The sequence below is a fragment of the Streptomyces sp. NPDC045021 genome (assembly GCF_056432645.1).
In genome coordinates, this window is sequence record NZ_JBWKIQ010000001.1 from 1,340,585 (window position 1) to 1,359,527 (window position 18,943).

Annotated in this window: 18 protein-coding genes and 2 tRNA genes; 11 read left to right on the plus strand and 9 right to left on the minus strand. The window is 71.6% G+C overall.

Annotated features, from left to right (window positions below; genetic code table 11):
* The first annotated feature begins 1 nt into the window (after position 1).
* The 5 genes from AC07DC_RS05955 (at position 2) to AC07DC_RS05975 (ending at position 5,099) form a co-directional block, all read left to right on the plus strand.
* Positions 2-1,936: an acetyl/propionyl/methylcrotonyl-CoA carboxylase subunit alpha gene (locus AC07DC_RS05955; protein WP_478912176.1), complete on the plus strand. Its 1,935-nt coding sequence runs from the start codon at positions 2-4 to the stop codon at positions 1,934-1,936.
* Complete coding sequence (locus AC07DC_RS05960) at positions 1,933-3,117, plus strand: acyl-CoA dehydrogenase family protein (RefSeq protein WP_478912178.1); 1,185 nt, start codon at positions 1,933-1,935, stop codon at positions 3,115-3,117. Before AC07DC_RS05955 ends, AC07DC_RS05960 begins: the two co-directional genes overlap by 4 nt.
* Before the next feature lie 108 nt (positions 3,118-3,225).
* On the plus strand, positions 3,226-3,963 hold the full coding sequence (locus AC07DC_RS05965) for an enoyl-CoA hydratase family protein (RefSeq protein WP_478912180.1): 738 nt from the start codon (positions 3,226-3,228) through the stop codon (positions 3,961-3,963).
* Entirely contained in the window at positions 3,951-4,583 is a 633-nt protein-coding gene (locus AC07DC_RS05970) for a TetR/AcrR family transcriptional regulator (RefSeq protein WP_478912182.1), read from the plus strand. Before AC07DC_RS05965 ends, AC07DC_RS05970 begins: the two co-directional genes overlap by 13 nt.
* A gap of 126 nt (positions 4,584-4,709) precedes the next feature.
* On the plus strand, positions 4,710-5,099 hold the full coding sequence (locus AC07DC_RS05975) for an MmcQ/YjbR family DNA-binding protein (RefSeq protein WP_478912183.1): 390 nt from the start codon (positions 4,710-4,712) through the stop codon (positions 5,097-5,099).
* Here the strand turns inward: AC07DC_RS05975 and AC07DC_RS05980 are convergent.
* The 4 genes from AC07DC_RS05980 to AC07DC_RS05995 form a co-directional block, all read right to left on the minus strand.
* Positions 5,068-5,871, minus strand: a complete 804-nt coding sequence (locus AC07DC_RS05980) for an N-formylglutamate amidohydrolase (RefSeq protein ID WP_478912185.1) — start codon at positions 5,869-5,871, stop codon at positions 5,068-5,070. The two genes, AC07DC_RS05975 and AC07DC_RS05980, sit on opposite strands and share 32 nt — an antisense overlap.
* Positions 5,872-6,005: 134 nt before the next feature.
* Positions 6,006-6,079 (minus strand) — tRNA-Met (locus tag AC07DC_RS05985).
* 45 nt (positions 6,080-6,124) lie between these two features.
* Entirely contained in the window at positions 6,125-6,517 is a 393-nt protein-coding gene (locus AC07DC_RS05990) for a hypothetical protein (protein WP_478912187.1), read from the minus strand.
* 81 nt (positions 6,518-6,598) lie between these two features.
* Positions 6,599-7,261, minus strand: a complete 663-nt coding sequence (locus AC07DC_RS05995; protein ID WP_478912189.1) for a nitroreductase family protein — start codon at positions 7,259-7,261, stop codon at positions 6,599-6,601.
* Positions 7,262-7,627: 366 nt separating this feature from the next.
* On the opposite strand from AC07DC_RS05995, the gene AC07DC_RS06000 reads away from it, so the two are divergent.
* The 5 genes from AC07DC_RS06000 to AC07DC_RS06020 all read left to right on the plus strand — a co-directional run bounded on the left by AC07DC_RS06000 (position 7,628) and on the right by AC07DC_RS06020 (position 13,198).
* Entirely contained in the window at positions 7,628-9,265 is a 1,638-nt protein-coding gene (locus tag AC07DC_RS06000) for an ABC-F family ATP-binding cassette domain-containing protein (RefSeq protein ID WP_478912191.1), read from the plus strand.
* A 42-nt stretch (positions 9,266-9,307) separates the two neighbouring features.
* Positions 9,308-10,249, plus strand: coding sequence for a pseudouridine-5'-phosphate glycosidase (locus AC07DC_RS06005; RefSeq protein WP_478912193.1), 942 nt, complete (start codon positions 9,308-9,310; stop codon positions 10,247-10,249).
* Entirely contained in the window at positions 10,246-11,151 is a 906-nt protein-coding gene (locus AC07DC_RS06010) for a carbohydrate kinase family protein (protein WP_478912195.1), read from the plus strand. Before AC07DC_RS06005 ends, AC07DC_RS06010 begins: the two co-directional genes overlap by 4 nt.
* Before the next feature lie 120 nt (positions 11,152-11,271).
* The gene (locus AC07DC_RS06015) at positions 11,272-12,237 is read left to right on the plus strand and encodes an aldo/keto reductase (protein WP_478912196.1); all 966 of its coding nucleotides are present in this window, start codon (positions 11,272-11,274) and stop codon (positions 12,235-12,237) included.
* A 169-nt stretch (positions 12,238-12,406) separates the two neighbouring features.
* Positions 12,407-13,198 (plus strand): VOC family protein, encoded by a 792-nt coding sequence (locus tag AC07DC_RS06020; protein WP_478912198.1) that lies wholly within the window; start codon positions 12,407-12,409, stop codon positions 13,196-13,198.
* Between the two features lie 64 nt (positions 13,199-13,262).
* Here AC07DC_RS06020 and AC07DC_RS06025 read toward each other — a convergent pair.
* Positions 13,263-13,350, minus strand: a tRNA-Leu gene (locus tag AC07DC_RS06025).
* Positions 13,351-13,498: 148 nt separating this feature from the next.
* Between AC07DC_RS06025 and AC07DC_RS06030 the strand changes: the two genes are divergently transcribed.
* On the plus strand, positions 13,499-14,824 hold the full coding sequence (locus AC07DC_RS06030; protein WP_478912200.1) for a DUF2254 domain-containing protein: 1,326 nt from the start codon (positions 13,499-13,501) through the stop codon (positions 14,822-14,824).
* Between the two features lie 76 nt (positions 14,825-14,900).
* Here the strand turns inward: AC07DC_RS06030 and AC07DC_RS06035 are convergent, their stop codons facing one another.
* Genes AC07DC_RS06035 through sucC form a run of 4 tightly spaced genes read right to left on the minus strand, consistent with a single transcriptional unit; the run spans position 14,901 to position 18,888 of the window.
* Positions 14,901-16,439, minus strand: a complete 1,539-nt coding sequence (locus tag AC07DC_RS06035) for an aldehyde dehydrogenase family protein (protein ID WP_478912202.1) — start codon at positions 16,437-16,439, stop codon at positions 14,901-14,903.
* Positions 16,439-16,870 carry a carbonic anhydrase gene (locus AC07DC_RS06040; protein ID WP_478912204.1) on the minus strand — a complete coding sequence of 144 codons (432 nt, stop codon included), beginning with the start codon at positions 16,868-16,870 and terminating at the stop codon, positions 16,439-16,441. Before AC07DC_RS06040 ends, AC07DC_RS06035 begins: the two co-directional genes overlap by 1 nt.
* Positions 16,867-17,742, minus strand: a complete 876-nt coding sequence (gene sucD / locus AC07DC_RS06045; protein ID WP_478912206.1) for a succinate--CoA ligase subunit alpha — start codon at positions 17,740-17,742, stop codon at positions 16,867-16,869. The genes AC07DC_RS06040 and sucD overlap by 4 nt, the downstream gene beginning before the upstream one ends.
* Before the next feature lie 12 nt (positions 17,743-17,754).
* A complete protein-coding gene (gene sucC, locus AC07DC_RS06050; protein ID WP_478912207.1) occupies positions 17,755-18,888 on the minus strand; it encodes an ADP-forming succinate--CoA ligase subunit beta in 1,134 nt (377 codons plus the stop codon).
* Between the last annotated feature and the right edge of the window lie 55 nt (positions 18,889-18,943).

Genomic DNA, 18,943 nt, shown 5'->3' on the forward strand with positions numbered 1-18,943 from the left:
GATGATCGAGTCCGTTCTGGTGGCCAACCGCGGCGAAATCGCCCGGCGGGTCTTCCGCACCTGCCGCGACCTGGGGATCGCCACGGTCGCGGTGTACTCCGACGCGGACGCCGGAGCCCCGCATGTGCGCGAGGCCGACACCGCCGTCCGCCTGCCGGGCAACGCGCCCGCCGACACGTATCTGCGCGGTGATCTGATCGTCGCGGCCGCCAAGGCGGCGGGCGCCGACGCCATCCACCCCGGATACGGCTTCCTCTCCGAGAACGCCGGCTTCGCGCAGGCCGTGCTCGATGCCGGGCTGGTGTGGATCGGCCCGCCCCCCGGCGTGATCGAGTCCATGGGGTCCAAGACGCGCGCCAAGGACATCATGTCGGCGGCGGCTGTGCCGGTGCTGACCGGTCTGCGGCCGGGATCGATCGGCCCCGACGACCTCCCGGTGCTGGTGAAGGCGGCGGCCGGCGGCGGCGGGCGCGGGATGCGGATCGTGCGGGAGCTCGCGCTGTTGGAGGAGGAGTTGGCGGCGGCGCGCGCCGAAGCGGCCTCGGCCTTCGGCGACGGCGAGGTCTTCGTCGAGCCGTATGTGGAGACGGGCCGGCACATCGAGGTGCAGGTCCTCGCCGACACCCACGGCACCGTGTGGACGCTCGGCGAACGCGACTGTTCCGTCCAGCGGCGGCACCAGAAGGTGATCGAGGAGACACCGGCGCCCGGCATCGGCGACGAGCTGCGCCGTACGCTCCACGACGCCGCCGCCGCGGCCGCCCGCGCGATCGGCTACACGGGCGCCGGCACCGTCGAGTTCCTGGTGGCACCGGGCGGCCGCCCGTACTTCCTGGAGGTGAACACCCGGCTCCAGGTGGAACACCCGGTCACCGAATGTGTGACCGGACTCGACCTCGTACAGCTCCAGATACGGATCGCCGAGGGAGCCGCGCTGCCGGAAACGTCACCCGCGCCGAACGGCCACGCCATCGAGGCCCGGCTGTACGCCGAGGACCCCGCCCGCGGCTGGCAACCGCAGTCCGGAGTCCTGCACCGGATCGACGTGCCTCGACTGCCCGGTCTGCGGCTCGACTCCGGGGTCGAGGACGGCGACACCATCGGCGTGCACTACGACCCGATGCTCGCCAAGGTCATCGCCTGGGCCGAGACCCGGGACGAGGCGGTGCGGCTGCTCGCCCGCGCTCTGGAACATGCCCGGCTGCACGGCCCGGTGACCAACCGGGAGCTCCTGGTCCGCGTGCTGCGGCACCCGGAGTTCGTGGCGGGCCGGCACTCCACCGCGTTCCTCGAACAGCACAGCTCGGTGCTGGCCGGGGACGGCGCGGACACCGGTCCCGTACGGCTGGCGGCGCTCGCCGCCGCGCTGTCCGACGCCTCGGGCCGCTCCGCTCTGGGCGGCTCCGCTCTGGGCGGCTGGCGAAACGTCCCTTCCCAGCCGCAGACCAAGGGGTACGCGACGGTGCCCGGCGCCGAACCGTACGAGGTCCGCTACCGGCTCACCCGCTCCGGCCTCGACGCCCCGGACCATCCGGGCGTCCGGCTGCTGCACGCGGAACGCGGACATGTGGTCCTGGAGGCGGACGGGGTACGCCGCGCGTTCGACGTCGCGGTCTACGGCGACCGGGTCCATGTCGACTCCGCGCTGAGCGCGTTCGCGTTCACCGCCCTGCCGCGCTTCCCGGAGCCGGTCAGCGGTACCGAGCCGGGCTCACTGCTCGCTCCCATGCCCGGCACCGTCATCCGGATCGGTGAATTCGCCGTCGGCGACCACGTCGAAGCGGGCCACCCGCTGCTGTGGCTCGAGGCGATGAAGATGGAGCACCGGATCACGTCTCCCGCCTCAGGAACGCTCACCGCACTGAACGCCGAGGTCGGCCGCCAGGTCGACGTCGGCGCCGTACTCGCCGTCGTCAAGGAGGAACCACGCCCATGACCACCAGCCAAGGCACCTTCGACAGCGCACTCCTGGAAAGCGACGAGCGGCGCGCCCTGCGTGCCGCCGTCGGGGATCTCGGCCGCCGCTACGGCCGCGACTACTTCACCGCGGCCGTCCGCTCGGGGAAGCAGACCGACGAGCTGTGGCGGGAGGCCGGCGCGCTCGGCTATCTCGGGGTGAACCTCCCGGAGGAGTACGGCGGAGGAGGCGGCGGCATGGCCGAACTCTCCATAGTGCTGGAGGAGTTGGGTGCTGCAGGCTGCCCGCTGCTGCTGCTCATCGTCTCCCCCGCGATCTGCGGCACCGTCATCGCCCGCTTCGGCACCGAGGAGCAGAAGCGCCGCTGGCTGCCGGGGCTGTCGGACGGGTCGCTGCGGATGGCCTTCGGCATCACCGAACCCGAGGCCGGCTCCAACTCGCACCGCATCACCACCACCGCGCGCCGCGACGGGGACGACTGGCTGCTGACCGGGCGCAAGGTCTTCATCTCGGGTGTGGACATCGCCGACGCCACGCTCATCGTCGGACGTACCGAGGACGCGCGCACCGGCAAGCTCAAGCCGTGCCTGTTCATCGTCGACCGTGAGACACCCGGCTTCGAGTACCGGCAGATAGAAATGGAACTGGGCGCGCCCGAGAAGCAGTTCCAGCTCTTCCTCGACGATGTGCGGCTGCCGGCCGACGCCCTCGTCGGTGACGAGGACGCCGGGCTGTTGCAGTTGTTCGCGGGCCTCAACCCCGAGCGGATCATGACCGCCGCGTTCTCCCTCGGCATGGGCCGGTTCGCCCTGGACAAGGCCGTCGAGTACGCCCGCACCCGCCAGGTGTGGCAGTCCCCCATCGGCGCCCACCAGGCGATAGCCCACCCGCTCGCCGTCGCCCACATCGAGCTGGAACTCGCCCGGCTGATGATGCAGAAGGCCGCCTACCTCTATGACGCGGGCGACGACATGGGCGCGGGCGAGGCCGCCAACATGGCGAAGTACGCGGCCGCCGAGGCCGGGGCCAAGGCCGTCGACCAGGCCGTGCACACCCTCGGCGGCAACGGGCTCACCACCGAGTACGGGCTGGCGGCCCTGCTCACCGCCTCCCGCGTGGGCCGGATCGCTCCCGTCAGCCGTGAGATGATCCTCAACTTCGTCTCGCACCACACCCTGGGCCTGCCCAAGTCATACTGATATCCACCCATTCACGGTGATTCACACCGAGTCCGGGGTCCTGAGTCCTGAGTCCTGAGTCCTGCTGGGCCCGCCGTGGCCTGCCGATCCGCATGGAGGAGACCGATCGTGTCCGACGCACCCTTCGTACGCCGCGACCACCAGCGCGGCATCGCTCTGCTCACCCTGGACTCGCCGCACAACCGCAACGCGCTGTCGGCGCGTCTGGTCACCGAGCTGCGCGAAGGGCTCGAGGACGCGGTCAAGGACCCGGGCGTCCGCGCGATCCTGCTCACCCACACCGGTGGCACGTTCTGCGCGGGCGCCGACCTCAAGGATCCGGCCGCCGGCGGCCCGCTCGGCCTGGCGGAGCTGCTGCGCGGCATCGTCGAGTCGCCCAAGCCCGTGGTCGCCGAGGTCACCGGCCATGCACGGGCCGGCGGCCTCGGACTGCTCGCCGCGTGCGACATATCGGTGGCCGGCGCGGGGGCGAGCTTCGCGTTCACCGAGGCGCGGCTCGGCCTGGCACCCGCCGTCATCTCGCTGCCGGTCCTCCCGCGTGTCGACCCCCGTGCCGCCGCCCGCTACTACCTGACCGGCGAGGTCTTCGACGCGGCGGAGGCCGTCAGGATCGGCCTGGTCAGCGCCACCGCCGGGGCGCTGGACGGCATTCTCGACGGTCTGCGGTCCGCCTCGCCCCAGGGGCTCGCCGAGTCCAAACGGCTCACCACCGCCGCAGTGCTGCGGGCCTTCGACCGGGACACCGCTGCCCTGGCCGAGCAGTCCGCCCGCCTCTTCGCCTCACCGGAGGCGGCGGAGGGGATACGGTCCTTCGTCGAACGCCGGGACCCGTCATGGGCGTTGTGACCGACCGGGCGCCCAAGCAGGACCGCAGCCGCGCCACCCGCCGGCGGCTGCTGGAGGCGGCCGTCTCCTGCCTGGCGGAACGCGGCTGGAGCGGCAGCACCGTCGCCGCCGTCGCCGAGCGCGCCGGGGTCACCCGGGGCGCGGCCCAACATCACTTCCCGACCCGGGAGGACCTCTTCACCGCCGCGATCGAGCATGTCGCGGAGGAGTGGATGAACGCCGTCCGGGAGCGGGCCCGCGCCCTGCCCCGGGACGGCGCCTCCCGTACCCGCGCCGTGGTGGACATGCTCGTCGGCGTCTACACCGGCCCGCTCTTCCGCGCCGCCCTCCATCTGTGGGTCGCGGCCGCGGACGAGGAACGACTGCGCCCCCGGGTCAACGCCCTGGAGGCCCGCATAGGCCGCGAGGCGCACCGGCTCGCGGTGGAGTTCCTGGACGCTGACGAATCCGTCGAGGGCGTCCGCGAATCCGTCCAGGCCACGTTGGACATGGCCCGCGGCCTCGGCCTCGCCAACCTGCTCAGCGACGACTCGGCGCGCCGCGCGGGCATCGTCCGGCAGTGGTCCCGCATCCTGGACGGCGTCATCCGCACCCGCGCGGAGCAGCCGCAGGAACCGTGATGCCGCTGTAGCGGCTCCGGCGGTCGATCACGGGCATGGGCGTGCACGGCGGGCGGAGTGTCGGACCCCGGACCTACCATCGATCACAGACAGCTACCGGTCCGCCGACGAGCCCCTGGAGTCGCCATGCCCCGCCGCGCCCACGATCCGCTCGCCGTCCGCGGGAAGGTCCGCGAGTTCGCCCTGCGGCTGCCGGAGGCGGTCGAGGAGTTCCCCTGGGGCGAATCCGTCATCAAGGTCAACAAGAAGGTCTTCGTCTTCCTCGGTGTCGAGGACGGCAGCTATCCGCCCGCCATCACCGTGAAGCTCAAGGACGAGGACATGCACGCCCACGCGATGACCGCTCCCGGCGCCGAACCGGCCGGCTACGGCCTGGGCAAGGCGGGCTGGGTCCGGATCCCGCTCGACGAGGGCGTCCCGGCCACCGAGCTGCTGTCCGACTGGACGGAGGAGAGCTACCGGGTGATCGCCCCCAAGCGGCTCGTCAAGGAGCTGGACGGGCCGCCGGCTCCGTGACGGCGTCGACGAGCGCGGTGAGGGCTCGCACGAGGGTGGGCAGACCGTCGGTGGGCGCTCCGCCCGGCTCCGTCATATAGAGGTCCCGGCGGATCTCGATCATGAGCGCGGACACCTCGGGGTTGCGGGCGTAGTGCGCGAGCGGGACGTAGCAGCCGGCGAACGGGGTGTTGAGGCCGAGCTCCCCACAGCCTTCGAAGGCCCGGCGGGCGGCGTCGAGCAGCCAGGGCGGGGTGTGGTGCTCGTCGGTGCCCAGGCAGATGGCGGGGCGGGCGCCGGCCGAGTGCAGTTCGTAGGGCAGGGCGCGGGACGGGTAGGAGTGCACATCGATGATGACGGCGCGGCCGGTGGCGGCGAGGCGGGCGTCGATCAGGCGGGTGAAAGCGGCCGCGTAGGGATCGAAGTGCTCGGCGAGCAACTCCCTTTCGTGGTCCGGGTCGTCGGGGCGCAGCGGCCCGCCGTGCGAGGTGCGGGTGTAGACCGCTCCCATCCCCACCGCCCGCATCTCCTCGCGCTCGTCGGGGAATCGCTCGGGGTCGACGACGAGTCGGGAGAGCAGGTTGCGGTGCGTCCACGGCGTGACGGCCGCGCCGTCCGCGGCTCCGCCGGCGATGAGGTCGGTGTGGGCGTCCGTCATGTGGTCCAACTCCCGCGACAGCGCGGTGTCGTCCAGCAGGAGGCGCTCTCTGGCGGCCGGGGTCAGCGTCCGTGAACTGTGCGGGACGTGGAGGACGACGGGCGACCGGTCGGCACCGGACTTCTGGGCATACATCGGTCCGGTATATCCCAACCGAGTCCCGCGATCACCGGCTTTATCAATGCCGCAGGCCACAGGGCCGGGGCGACGGAAGCAGCCCCTGAAAGAACAGCAGGCCCGGTGCTTTCGCACCGGGCCTGCTGTGTAAGTAGCGGGGACAGGATTTGAACCTGCGACCTCTGGGTTATGAGCCCAGCGAGCTACCGAGCTGCTCCACCCCGCGTCGGTGAACCCAACCCTACGCGGTGGGGGACGCAGGACCAAATCATTACTCTCGCAGTGCTCGGCCGATCCGGGCCAGCCGCCGCCAGCGCGGCTGCTCTGCGGCCAGGGCCGCGACGGCGAGGACGGTGACAACCACGGCCGCCCAGACCGGCCATGCCACCCAGGACGAGACGACGGCCGCGACGAGCTGGAGCAGGACCAGCGCGATCGTGCCGTAGCCGGGGACCGGGATGATCACCTGCGCCTTGTCGCCCGGCGTCGAGAAGAGCGTGGGCAGACCGATGAGGACCACCACGGACAGCGCCGCGAGCAGCCAGGAGTGGCCGGCCAGCGCCCACGGGGTGGCGATCCACGCGACCAGTTCGGTGGTGAAGCGCAGCCCCGAGGCGAGGCGGCTGTCCGGCGTGCTCTGCTCATGGGTCCCAGGTGTGGTCACGGCCGGACGATCTCACGCCACCCCGGCCCGCGGAAAGCACGTTTCGACAACGGGGACCTGGCCGGCGAGCGGACCGCCTCGTCAGAGTCGGACCACGACCTGGTCGAGATCCTTGCGGTGGATGTCCGGAACCCGGGCACCTTCCGCCGGGTAGCCGACGGGAACGACATACGAGGCGCGCTCCTCGGGCGGGCGGTCGCAGACGTCGTTGAGGAAGCGCATCGGGCTCGGTGTGTGGGTGAGGGTGGCCAGGCCCGCCTGGTGGAGCGAGGCCAGCAGGAGACCGACGGCGATGCCCACCGACTCCTTCGTGTAATACGGCCGGGGCGACTGCGGACCCTTGTGGACCTCGAAGACGACGATGACGGCCGGCGCGTCCTCGAGGAACGGCTTGTGCCAGTCGGTGCCGATCGGGGCGAGGGCCTCCAGCCACTCCGGGGAGGCGCGGCGCTCGTAGAACTCGCGCTCCTCGGCCTCCGCCGCCTCGCGCAGGGCGCGCTTGCGCTCCGGGTCGGTGAGGACGACGAACCGCCAGGGCTGCACGTTCGCGCCGCTCGGGGCGGTGGCGGCGGTACGGATCGCCCATTCGACGACGCCCTGCGGGATCGGCCGGGAGGAGAAGTCCCGCACGGTCCGACGGCTCGCCATGACCTCGTGGAAGGTGCGGCTGCGCGCCTCCGCCTCGTGGGCGGGGACCGTGTGGGGGCGGAGCGGCACCGTGGGATGAGCGGAGTCGTCAACCATGGCCACACCTCAGCACATCGCGCGCCCCCGCGGAAGAAGGCCCCGCGGGCCGCTGGATCCCCGGGAAGCCGGGCTGCGGGCGCCGCTCGACACACCGCACACGGAAAACGCGTTGCACAGCCGCGGCCCCCGGCGTACCGTCTTTCTCGGCCCTGTTGTCGTTGATTGGAGAAGGCCGTTGCGCTTCTGAGGTCATGAGACACCGCGCCCGTGGGGGTTCCCGCGTGGCCCGAGTGCGACCTCGGCAGTGACCCGCCTTCCGTTCCGCCAGGGCGTCACCACCTGTCATCTCCCCTCCGGGGTCGAGCCGCGTCGCATTCCGGTGTCTCCGAAGTTGCCCTCTCATCCAGCAACCAGGAGGCCCTCATGGCATTCACCCCCCTTTCCATCACCTGCACCCGTCTCTCCTTCTCCTGGCCGGACGGCACCCCCGTGCTCGACGAGTTCGACTTCGCCGCCGGCCCCGGCCGCACCGGGCTGATCGGGCTCAACGGCTCGGGGAAGTCGACACTGCTCCGGCTCATCGCCGGTGAACTGCGCCCGGCCGAGGGGCAGGTGAAGGTCTCCGGCGAGATCGGCTACCTGCCGCAGAACGTCTCGCTCGACACGTCGGTGCGTGTCGACACGGCACTCGGCATCGATGTGACCCGTGCCGCGCTGCACGCGATCGAGGGCGGCGACACGAGCGAGGAGCACTTCACCGCGGTCGGCGACGACTGGGACGTGGAGGAACGCGCTCTCGCCACCCTCGACCAACTCGGCCTCGGCCACATCACCCTCGACCGCACCATCGGCGAGGTGTCGGGCGGTGAGTCGGTGCTGCTGCGGCTGGCCGCGCTACTGCTGCGCCGGCCCGACGTGCTGCTGCTCGACGAGCCGACCAACAACCTGGACCTGGATGCCCGGCGCCGCCTCCACGACGCCGTCGCGTCCTGGTCCGGGCTGCTGCTCGTGGTCAGCCACGACCGTGAACTGCTGGAGCTGGTCGACCGGATCGCCGATCTGCGCGGCGGCGAGACGCACTGGTACGGCGGGAACTTCTCGGCGTACGAGGAGGCGCTCGCCGTCGAACAGGAGGCCGCGGAACGGATGGTGCGGGTGGCCGGGACCGATGTGCGCCGGCAGAAGCGCGAACTGGTCGAAGCCCGGGTCAAGTTGGCTCGCCGGCTGCGCTACGGCCAGAAGATGTTCGACACGAAGCGCGAGCCGAAGATCGTGATGAACCAGCGCAAGCGCGACGCCCAGGTCTCCGCCGGCAAGCACCACAACATGCACACCGAGAAACTGCAGGAGGCCAAGGAGCGCTTCGACGAGGCCGTCGAGGCGGTCAGGGACGACGACGAGATCCGGATCGACCTGCCGCACACCGCCGTTCCCGCCGGCCGGACCGTGCTCACCCTGCGCGGGCTGGAGCTCCGCTACGGGGCCCGCGCGGACCTGGACGTCCGCGGCCCGGAGCGGATCGCGCTCCTGGGCCGCAACGGAGCGGGCAAGTCCACCCTGCTGCGGACGATCGCCGGGCAGCTCGAACCGGTGGCGGGCGAGGCGGTGGCGCACGTACCGATGGCGTATCTGCCGCAGCGGCTCGACCTGCTCGACGACGAGCTGACCGTTGCGGGCAATGTCGCCCGCTTCGCGCCCGCCGCCACCGACAACCAGATCAGGGCGCGGCTGGCACGTTTCCTGTTCCGGGGCGGGCGCGCGGACCAGACCGTCGCCACCCTCTCGGGCGGTGAACGCTTCCGCGCGTCGCTCGCCGCGCTGATGCTCGCCGATCCCGCGCCGCAGCTGCTGATGCTGGACGAGCCGACGAACAATCTGGACCTGGCCAGCGTGCGCCGGCTCACGGCGGCGCTGGCCTCGTACCAGGGCGCGCTGATCGTGGCCGGGCACGATCTGCCGTTCCTGCGCGGTATCGGCATCACCCGCTGGATGCGGCTCGACGGCGAGCTGACCGGCATCGATCCGCTCACCGTCGGCGGGGAGGAGGGAAGGCAGGTGTGAGCTGGAGGTTTGGAAACGGCGGCGGTCCGACAGAAATGGAGGATGGACCCTCGCACAGTCGTTCCCGCCTCGCTCTCCCTTGCGCTCTCCGACGAAGTGCGGGAAGCCCTCGACCGGCGTGCGCCGGTGGTGGCCCTCGAATCGACGATCATCGCCCACGGTCTCCCCCGGCCCCGCAACCTCCGGGTGGCGGTCGAGCTGGAGGACATCGTCCGGGCCGCGGGCGCGGTTCCGGCGACCGTCGCCGTGCTCGACGGAACCGCGCACATCGGGCTCGACAAGGATCAGCTGGAGCGGGTCGCGAACGACCAGGACCTGCGCAAACTCGGCTACCGCGACCTGGCCCCAGCGCTGGCCACCGGCGCCAGCGGTGCGACGACGGTCTCCGGCACGGCATTCCTGGCCGCCCGTGCCGGGATCCGGGTCTTCGCCACCGGCGGCCTCGGCGGAGTGCACTTCGACTGGGTCAGCCACCAGGACGAGTCCGCGGACCTCCGGCTGCTCGCCCGCACCCGCATCACGGTCGTCTGCGCGGGCGTGAAGTCCATCCTCGACGTGCCGAACACCCTGCAGCGGCTGGAGACGCTGGGCGTCGGCGTCCTCGGCTTCCGTACCGGCACCTTCCCCGGCTTCTACCTGACCAGTTCCGGCGAGCCGCTGGACTGGACGCTGCACGAGGCGTCCGAGGTCGCCGCCGTGATGAGCGCCCAGGACACCCTGGGAGGTCCGGGCGCCGCGCTGATCGTGGCCAATCCCGTACCCGAGGCGGAGCAGCTCGATCCCGATCTGCACGACCGCGTGCTGGTCAGCGCCCATGAGGCCGCGCGCGCCGCGGGCGTCACCGGGCAGGCCATCACGCCGTTCCTGCTCGCGTACTTCGCGGAACACACCGGCGGTGCCTCCCTGGAGGCGAATCTCGCGGCGGTGCGGGGCAATGTCCGGCTCGCCTCCGCGATAGCCGCGCACTGGTCGCGGCTCGTATGACGGCGGCGACGGCCGGGACATCCCTGCTGGTCATCGGTGATGTCGTCACCGACATCGTGGCCCTGCACCACAAGCCGCTGGCGCCCGACACCGACACCGCCGCCCGGATCGCCGTCCGGCCCGGCGGCTCCGGCGCCAACACCGCGTCCTGGGCGGCCCGTTCGGGAGCCGAGGTGCGGCTGCTGGCCCGCGCCGGGGCGGACTCCGCCGACTGGCACCGGGACGTGCTGCGGCGCTGCGGCGTACGACCGCACCTGCGCGTCGACCCGTCGCTGCCGACCGCCGTCGTGATCGCCCTGGTCGACGCGGCCGCGGAGCGCACCCTGGTCACCGACAGCGGCGCGAGCGTGCGGCTCGGCCCGCAGGACTGGGACGCGGCGCTGCTCGACGGCGCCGGCCGGCTGCACCTTTCCGGCTATCTGTTCTTCAACGAGCCCGGCCGGGAACTCGCCGCCCTGGCCATGGCCGCGGCCCGCGCACTGCACATCCCGGTGAGTGTCGACCCCGCCTCCACCGGTTTCATCCAGCACCTCGGGGTCCGCCGATTCCTGGACGCCGTCACCGGCGCGGACCTGCTGCTGCCGAATCTCGCGGAGGCCCGGTTGCTCACCGGCGACCCCGATCCCGTGCGCGCCACCGAGCAGTTGAGCGCCGCCCACGGCGTGGCGGTGGTAAAACTCGGCGGCGCGGGTGCGCTGGTCGCCGAGCACGGCAAGGTCACCGCCCGCGTGCCCGGTGTCGCGGCCGACGCCGTCGACACCACGGGCGCGGGCGACGCCTTCGCCGGCGGTTTCCTCGCGGCGCGGCTCACCGGCGCGGACCTGGCGGAAGCCGCCGCGGCGGGCTGCCGTACGGGCGCTGCGGCGGTGGCCACGGTGGGCGGACGGCCGGAATATTCATGACGTCCGGCGCACGTCCATGCGGCAGAGTGATGATCGTCGTCGATCCCGCAGCGGGTCGGTTCCGCGGTCCGTCGATCCCGCAACCGGCCGATTCCGCTGCCATGCGAAGGAGCAGCACCCATGCGCACCACCACACTCGGCAGCAAGGGCCCCGAAGTCGGCGTCGTCGGACTCGGCTGCATGGGCATGACCCATGCCTACGACCCGAGCGGCCGTGACGACACCGTCTCCGTCGAGGTCGTCCGGCTCGCCCTCGATCTGGGTGTGACGCTGATCGACACCGCCGACGCCTACGGCCCCTACACCAACGAGGAGTTGGTCGGCCGCGCGCTCGCGGGCCCCTACCGGGAGCGCGCCGTGCTGGCCACCAAGGTGGGCCTGGTCCTGACGGGCGCGGACCAGGGGCGGCCGGTCTACGGCCAGAACGGCCGCCCGGAGCACATCAAGGCGTCGATCGACGCGAGCCTGCGCCGGCTGGGTACCGACTACGTCGACCTGTACCAGCTGCACCGTATCGACGCCGAGGTCCCGGTCGAGGAGACCTGGGGCGCCCTCGCGGAGGTGGTCGCCGCCGGGAAGGCCCGCCGGATCGGTCTGTCCGAGGCATCGGTCGAGGAGATAGCGCGAGCGCAGGCCGTCCACCCGGTCGCCTCCGTCCAGTCCGAGCTGTCGCTGTGGACCCGCGACGCGCTGGCGGACGTGCTGCCCCACTGCGAACGCGAGGGCATCGCCTTCCTGCCGTTCTCCCCGCTGGGCCGCGGCTTCCTCACCGGGCGCTTCAGCTCGTACGACGACCTTCCCGCCGACGACATGCGCCGCAACCTCCCGCGCTTCCAGCAGGACGCGCTGCGCACCAACCTCGCCATGGTCGGCACGGTCCGCGCCATCGCCGACCGCACCGGCGCCACCCCCGCCCAGGTCGCCCTGGCCTGGGTCCTCGCGCAGGGCCGCTACGTCGTCCCCATCCCCGGCACCAAGACCCCGAAGTACCTCACCGACAACGCGGGGGCAGCCGACCTCACCCTCTCCCCCGCCGACCTCGCCGAACTGAACGCCCTCCCGGCCGCCACGGGCACCCGGTACTGACCCGCGCCTCTCGGCGCCTCCGCCCGGTCCGCCCGGCGAGAAACCGCCGGGCGGCCACGACGCTGGCGCTACCGATGGCGGTATCGGCGGACCGCGAGGAAGGTGGTCACCGGGGGAATCTCACCCGCCCGGGCGCCGCCCGTGGCGTACCACCGCTGGGAGACGACAGATGTCCGAAGTCACCACTCCGTACGAACCCGGCACACCGTGCTGGATCGACCTGATGGTTCCGGACCAGCAGGCCGCCCTGGACTTCTACCGGGACCTCTTCGGCTGGCAGGGCGAGGTCGGCGCCGAGGAGTTCGGCGGTTACTCGATCTGCACGCTGAAGGGCAAGCCGGTCGCCGGGATCATGAAGGCGATGGCGATGGGCGACCAGCCCGCGCCGCCACCCAACTGGACCAGCTACTTCTCCACCGCGAACGCCGACGCCACCGAGTCCGCGATCAGTGCGAACGGCGGCACGGTGATGGCCCCCGCCATGGATGTCGGCGAGACCGGCCGGATGCTGATCGCCGCGGACCCGCAGGGCGCGGTGTTCGGTGTGTGGCAGCCGAAGGAGTTCCCCGGAGCCCAGATCGTCAACGAGCCCGGCGCCCTGGTCTGGAACCAGCTCAGCACCCCTGACCCCAAGGCGGCCGGCACGTTCTACGAGGCGGCGCTGGGCCTGGAGGCCGCCCCGATGCCGGACATGCCGGAGTTCACGGGCTTCCAGGTCAAGGGCCGCACCATCGGGGGCGTGCAGGGCATGGAGAACCTGCCGGAGGATGTCCCGCCGCACTGGCTGGTCAACTTCGCCGTGGACGACGTCGACAGCACGGTCGCCGCACTGGTCCGCGCCGGCGGATCGGTGATGGCGCCCGCCTTCGACATGGACAAGGTCGGCCGCATGGCCGTCCTGCAGGACCCGCAGGGGGCCACCTTCGCAGTGGTCTCGACCCTGGTACCCGTCCAGCCCTGACCTGCGAGCGGGAAACGCAGAACGGTGTCGGCCGAAATTCGGCCGACACCGTTCTTGTACTGCGTGGTGTCCGAGGGGGGACTTGAACCCCCACGCCCGATAAAGGGCACTAGCACCTCAAGCTAGCGCGTCTGCCATTCCGCCACCCGGACAGGGTGTGCGCCGGGGTTTCCCGCGGCGACATGGACAACGATACCAAGGAATCGGAGTGGTTCTCACCTGCATATGGGGCTGTGCGCGGGTGCGGGTGGGGTCCCGGGTTCGGGGGGCGACAGGACGTAGGGTCCGGGTGTGAGCGATATGTCACCTACGGTTACGCACCGTGAAAGTCGCAGGCCACGCCCGCTTTCGCCGCTGCGGGAACATCTGCGGGACACGTTCTGGTTCGCCCCCGCGCTGGGGCTGGTCGGGGCGCTGCTACTGGCGGGGGCGGTCGGGGAGCTGGATGCCTGGCTGATCGGGGCGCTGCAGGACAAGGGCGACTACGACTCGGTCACGTCGTTGATCAAAATCGCGGAGGACGCGAAGTCGGTCGTGACGACGGTGGGCTCGGCGATGCTGACGTTCATCGGTGTGGTCTTCAGCATCTCGCTGGTCGCGCTGCAGATGGCGAGCAGCCAGTTCTCGCCACGAGTGGTGCGGCTGTACGTGCGCAGCCGGATCACCAAGGGGACGTTCGCGGTGTTCCTCGCGACGTTCCTGTTCTCGCTGGTGGGCCAGGCCTCGTACGACGGGGAGAAGGATCCCAAGCTGGTCTCGAGCGTGCCGGTGTTCACGCTGCTGACGGCGGTGCTGCTGGTGCTGATCAGCCTGGCGCTGTTCGTGGCGTATGTGAACGCCACGATCCGGCTGATGCGGATCAGCTATGTGATTGACCGGATCACCCGGGAGTCGTTCCGGGTGCTGGGGGCGTATCCGCTGCGGTCCGCGCAGGAGGCGCTGCCGCTGCCGCCCGCGGTCTCGGTGATCACGCACCGGGGGCGGGCCGGGGTGCTGCGGGATGTGGACATCGCGCGACTGTCGCGGATCGCGCGGCGGGGCGGGACGGTGCTGCGGCTGGTGCCGCGGATCGGGGACTTCGTGGTGCCGGGGACACCGCTGCTGACGGTGCACGGCGCCGGTGAGGGCAAGCTGCCGGTGCGGCTGCTGCGGTCCGGGGTGTCGGTGGGGGTGGAGCGGACGTTCCACCAGGATCTGGGGTTCGGGCTGCGGCAGCTGGCGGACATCGGGCTGCGGGCGCTGTCGTCCGCCATCAACGATCCGACGACGGCCGTGCAGTGCCTGGACCGGATCGTGCAGTTCCTGGCCGCGTTGGCGGACCGGCCGCTGGGCGCCGTGCACCACACCGACCGGTCGGGAACGGTGCGGCTGGTGCAGGACCTGCCGTCCTGGGGCGATCTGGTCGATCTGGGCTTCACCGAGATCCGGCTGTGCGCGACCACCAGCCCGCAGGTCACCCGGCGGCTGCTGGCCGGTCTCGACGATCTTCTGCTGCTCGTGCCGCCGGACCGGCGCAGGCCGCTGGAGCGGCACCGCACGCTGGTGGAGCAGGCCGTGGAACGGACGGTCGCGGAGGCCGCGGACCGCGACTTCGCGCTGCTCGCCGATCACCAGGGGATCGGCTGACCGGGATCCCCACGGGATCGGCGACCGGCCCCGGTGGTGACGGAGATCGCCGTCACCACCGGGGACCGGCCGGAGGTCAGCTGGGCTGGAGCCGGTAGTCCGGGAAGTTGCCGGGCAGCCGCTCGTCGGCGGCTCCCTCGGTGACGGCGCGGACCAGCAGTTCGCCGCCGACGAAGGCACCGCGCCAGGAGGCGCCGAAGCCGCCGAAGAGCTCCTCGCGGTCACCGCGCGAACGCGGCTTGTTGTGGCCGACCTTGAAGGCCCTGATCTGCGGGGCCAGCCGGTCGAAGGCGCCCTGGTCGTCGGTGGCCAGGGTCGCCACCAGCGCGCCGTTGCTGGCGTTCATGGCGGCCAGCAGCTCGGCCTCGGTGTCGACCAGGACGAGGGTGTCGACCGGGCCGAACGGTTCCGCGTGGTGCAGCGGCGAGGTCGAAGGCGGGTTGAGCAGGGTGACCGGCGGCAGGTAGGCGGAGGTGTCCTGGCCGGGCAGGAAGCGTCCCTCGGCGAGGGATCCGTGGTGCAGCGGGACGGCGCCGCGGCTGATCGCCTCGGAGACCAGATCGCCGAGTTCCTTGGCCTTGGCCGCGTTGATCAGCGGCCCGAAGTCGAGCTCGGGCAGGTCGTCGTCGGGGTGCTCGACGGCCAGCGGATGGCCGAAGGTGACGGCCTGGACGCCCGGCAGGTACGCGGTCAGGAACTGGTCGAACGTCTCGCGCTGCACGACGAACCGCGGGTAGGCGGTGCAGCGCTGCTTGGCGTAGTCGAAGGTCTTGCGGATGTGGCCGGTCAGGGTGGGCCAGTCGGTGTAGTTCCACACGCCCCAGGCGTTGAGCCCCTCCTGCTCCAGGATGTGCCGCTTGCCGAGGTCGGCGACGGAGGCGGCGACCCGGCCGCCCGCGTCGCGGCCGCCGACGAACGAGACGCAGCCGATCTCCGGAGCCCTGACCAGCGCCTCGGACAGCTCTCCGCCGCTGCCGCTGACCAGCGTGACGGGCAGCCCCTCGCGGGCGGCCAGCGCGGTGGCGAGGGTGAGACAGGCGAGACCGCCGTCGGTGGGGGTCTTGGCGATGACGGCGTTGCCGGCCAGCGCCTGCACCAGCATCGCGTGGACCAGGACGCTCATCGGGTAGTTCCAGCTGGCGATGTTGCTGACCGGCCCGGGCAGCGGGGTCCGGCCCTCGACCATCCGGTCGATCTCGCCGACGTACCAGCGCACGCCGTCGATGGCCCGGTCCACGTCCGCCTGGGCGAGCCGCCAGGGCTTGCCGATCTCCCACACGAGCAGCAGCGCGAGCAGCTCGCGGTGCTCGGTGAGCGCGTCCAGGGTGGCGCTGACGCGCGCCTTGCGCTCGGCGAGCGGCACCTCCCGCCACACCCGGTGCTGGTCGAGTGAGGCTTGTACCGCCAGATGGGCGCTGGCCGCGTCCAATCGGGGGAGGGCGGCCAGGCGAGAACCGTCGACGGGCGAGGTGGTCGGCAGCAGCCGGCCGTCCGCCTGCCACCGGCCGTTCCAGTAGTTGAGTACGCGGTCGTCGTGGAACGCCTCGGGGGCGACCTCGACGCAACGCCGCCAGGCGTCCGACCAGGCCGTACCGGGCTTGAGGATGAGGGTCATCAGTTCTCCGCTCGTTCGGGGCGGATCTCGCGCAGCGCACCACCGCGCGTGTAGACGAAGCCGCGCACCACATCGGTATGGGGCAGCTCTTGGTTGTCACGGAGCCGGATCAGACACACCCGTAGATCGTCGGCGGGATCACCGAGAGCCGCACAGTCCTCGTGATGTACCAGCAGGATTTCACTGGTCCCGCCTACAGTCTGGCTCAACCGCAGCGAGTGGAGGGTGTCGTCATTGACGCATCCGCCCGCATTGCGGATGACATGGGCGTCGCCAGGCCGCAGTCCGAACATCGTCTCGACGCCCAGGCGGGCGTCCATGCACGCGACGATAGCGACCCGGGTTCTGGGAAGCTTCGACTTCGGGTCAAGTGGGGTGAGCGCCACACCCAGGGCGGCTCTGCGCGACAGGAGGCCGTCGATGCTGTTCATGCGAGCAGGCCGCGGGCGAGCCGCGCCGTTTCCGACGGGGTCCTGCCGACCTGGACGCCCGCGGCCTCCAGGGCCTCCTTCTTCGCCTGTGCGGTGCCCGACGAACCGGAGACGATGGCGCCCGCGTGGCCCATGGTCCTGCCCTCGGGGGCGGTGAAGCCCGCGACGTAGCCGACGACCGGCTTCGTCACATGGGCCTTGATGTACTCCGCGGCCCGCTCCTCGGCGTCGCCACCGATCTCACCGATCATGACGATCAGATCGGTCTCCGGGTCCTCTTCGAAGGCCTGCAGGCAGTCGATGTGCGTGGTGCCGATGACGGGGTCGCCGCCGATGCCGACGGCGGTGGAGAACCCGATGTCGCGCAGCTCGTACATGAGCTGGTAGGTGAGCGTGCCGGACTTGGAGACGAGTCCGATGCGGCCCGCGGTGGTGATGTCGGCCGGAATGATGCCGGCGTTGGAGCGGCCGGGGGTGATCAGACCGGGGCAGTTCGGGCCGATGACGCGGGTGCCGGCTGCGGCCGCGCGGGCGCGGAAGGCCACCGTGTCGTGGACGGGCACTCCTTCGGTGATGACGACCGCGAGCGCGATGCCGGCGTCGGTCGCCTCGTCGACGGCGTCCTTGACGAAGGCCGGCGGGACGAAGACGACGGTGACATCGGCTCCGGTGGCGCCGATCGCCTCCTTCACGGAGCCGAAGACCGGCACCGTACGACCGTCGAACCGCAGGCTGGTACCGGCCTTGCGCGGGTTCACGCCGCCGACGATGTCGGTGCCGGCCGCGAGCATCCGACGGGTGTGCGCGGTGCCCTGCGCGCCGGTCATGCCCTGGACGATGACCTTGCTGTGCTGGGTGAGGAAGATCGCCACGATGGTCCGTCCCTATCCGGCTGTCGCCAGCTCGGCGGCCTTCGCGGCCGCGCCGTCCATGGTGTCCAGCTGCCGCACCAGCGGGTGCCGGGCGGCGTCGAGAATCGAGCGGCCGAGCTCGGCGTTGTTCCCGTCCAGGCGGACGACCAGCGGCTTGGTCAACTCCACGTGCGCCAGCGCCTGGACGATGCCGTCGGCGACGGCGTCGCAGGCGGTGATGCCGCCGAAGACGTTCACGAAGACGGAGGTGACGTCCGGGTCGCCGAGGATGATCCCCAGCCCGTCGGCCATGATCGCGGCGGAGGCGCCGCCGCCTATGTCGAGGAAGTTGGCGGGCGCGGCGCCGCACCGGGCGACGACGTCCAGGGTGGACATCACCAGCCCCGCGCCGTTGCCGATGACGCCCACCGAGCCGTCGAGTTTGACGTAGTTGAGGTTCTTCGCCCGGGCGGCCGCCTCCAGCGGGTCGCCGTCGTCGGCGGCTTCGTAGTCGGCGTGCCCGGGGTGCCGGAAGCGCGCGTTGTCGTCGAGGGTCACCTTGCCGTCGAGGGCGACGATCCGGCCGTCGGCGGTGCGGACCAGCGGGTTCACCTCGACGAGCAGGGCGTCCTCGGCGATGAACACCCGCCACAGCGCCCGCAGTACGGGCACGGCCGCGAGGGGCAGCCCGGCCGCGGCGGCGATCTCGCGGGCCTTCTCCTCGGTGACGCCCTCCTGCGCGTCGATGGGAACGGTGGCCACGGCCTGCGGTCTGGTGGCAGCGACCTCCTCGATGTCCACGCCGCCCTCGCTGGAGGCGATGGCGAGAAACGTGCGCCGGGTGCGGTCGAGGAGGTACGAGACGTAGAACTCCGCCTCGATCGCGGCGGGTTCGGCCAGCATCACGGCGCCCACGCGGTGGCCCTTGATGTCCATCCCGAGGATGTCAGCCGCCCGGTCCACCGCCTCCTGCGGATCGGCGGCGAGCTTCACTCCCCCGGCCTTGCCGCGGCCACCGGCCTTGACCTGGGCCTTGACCACCGCCCGGCCACCGAGTCGGCCGGCCGCGGCACGGGCGGCCTCCGGGTCTCGCACTACGTACGCGTCCAGCACGGGGACGCCGTGCCGCGCGAAGAGTTCACGCGCTTGGTACTCGAACAGGTCCATCGTCAACGCACCTTCCGATGAAGCGGTTGCGAAGCGGTCACGGGAAACGGGAAGG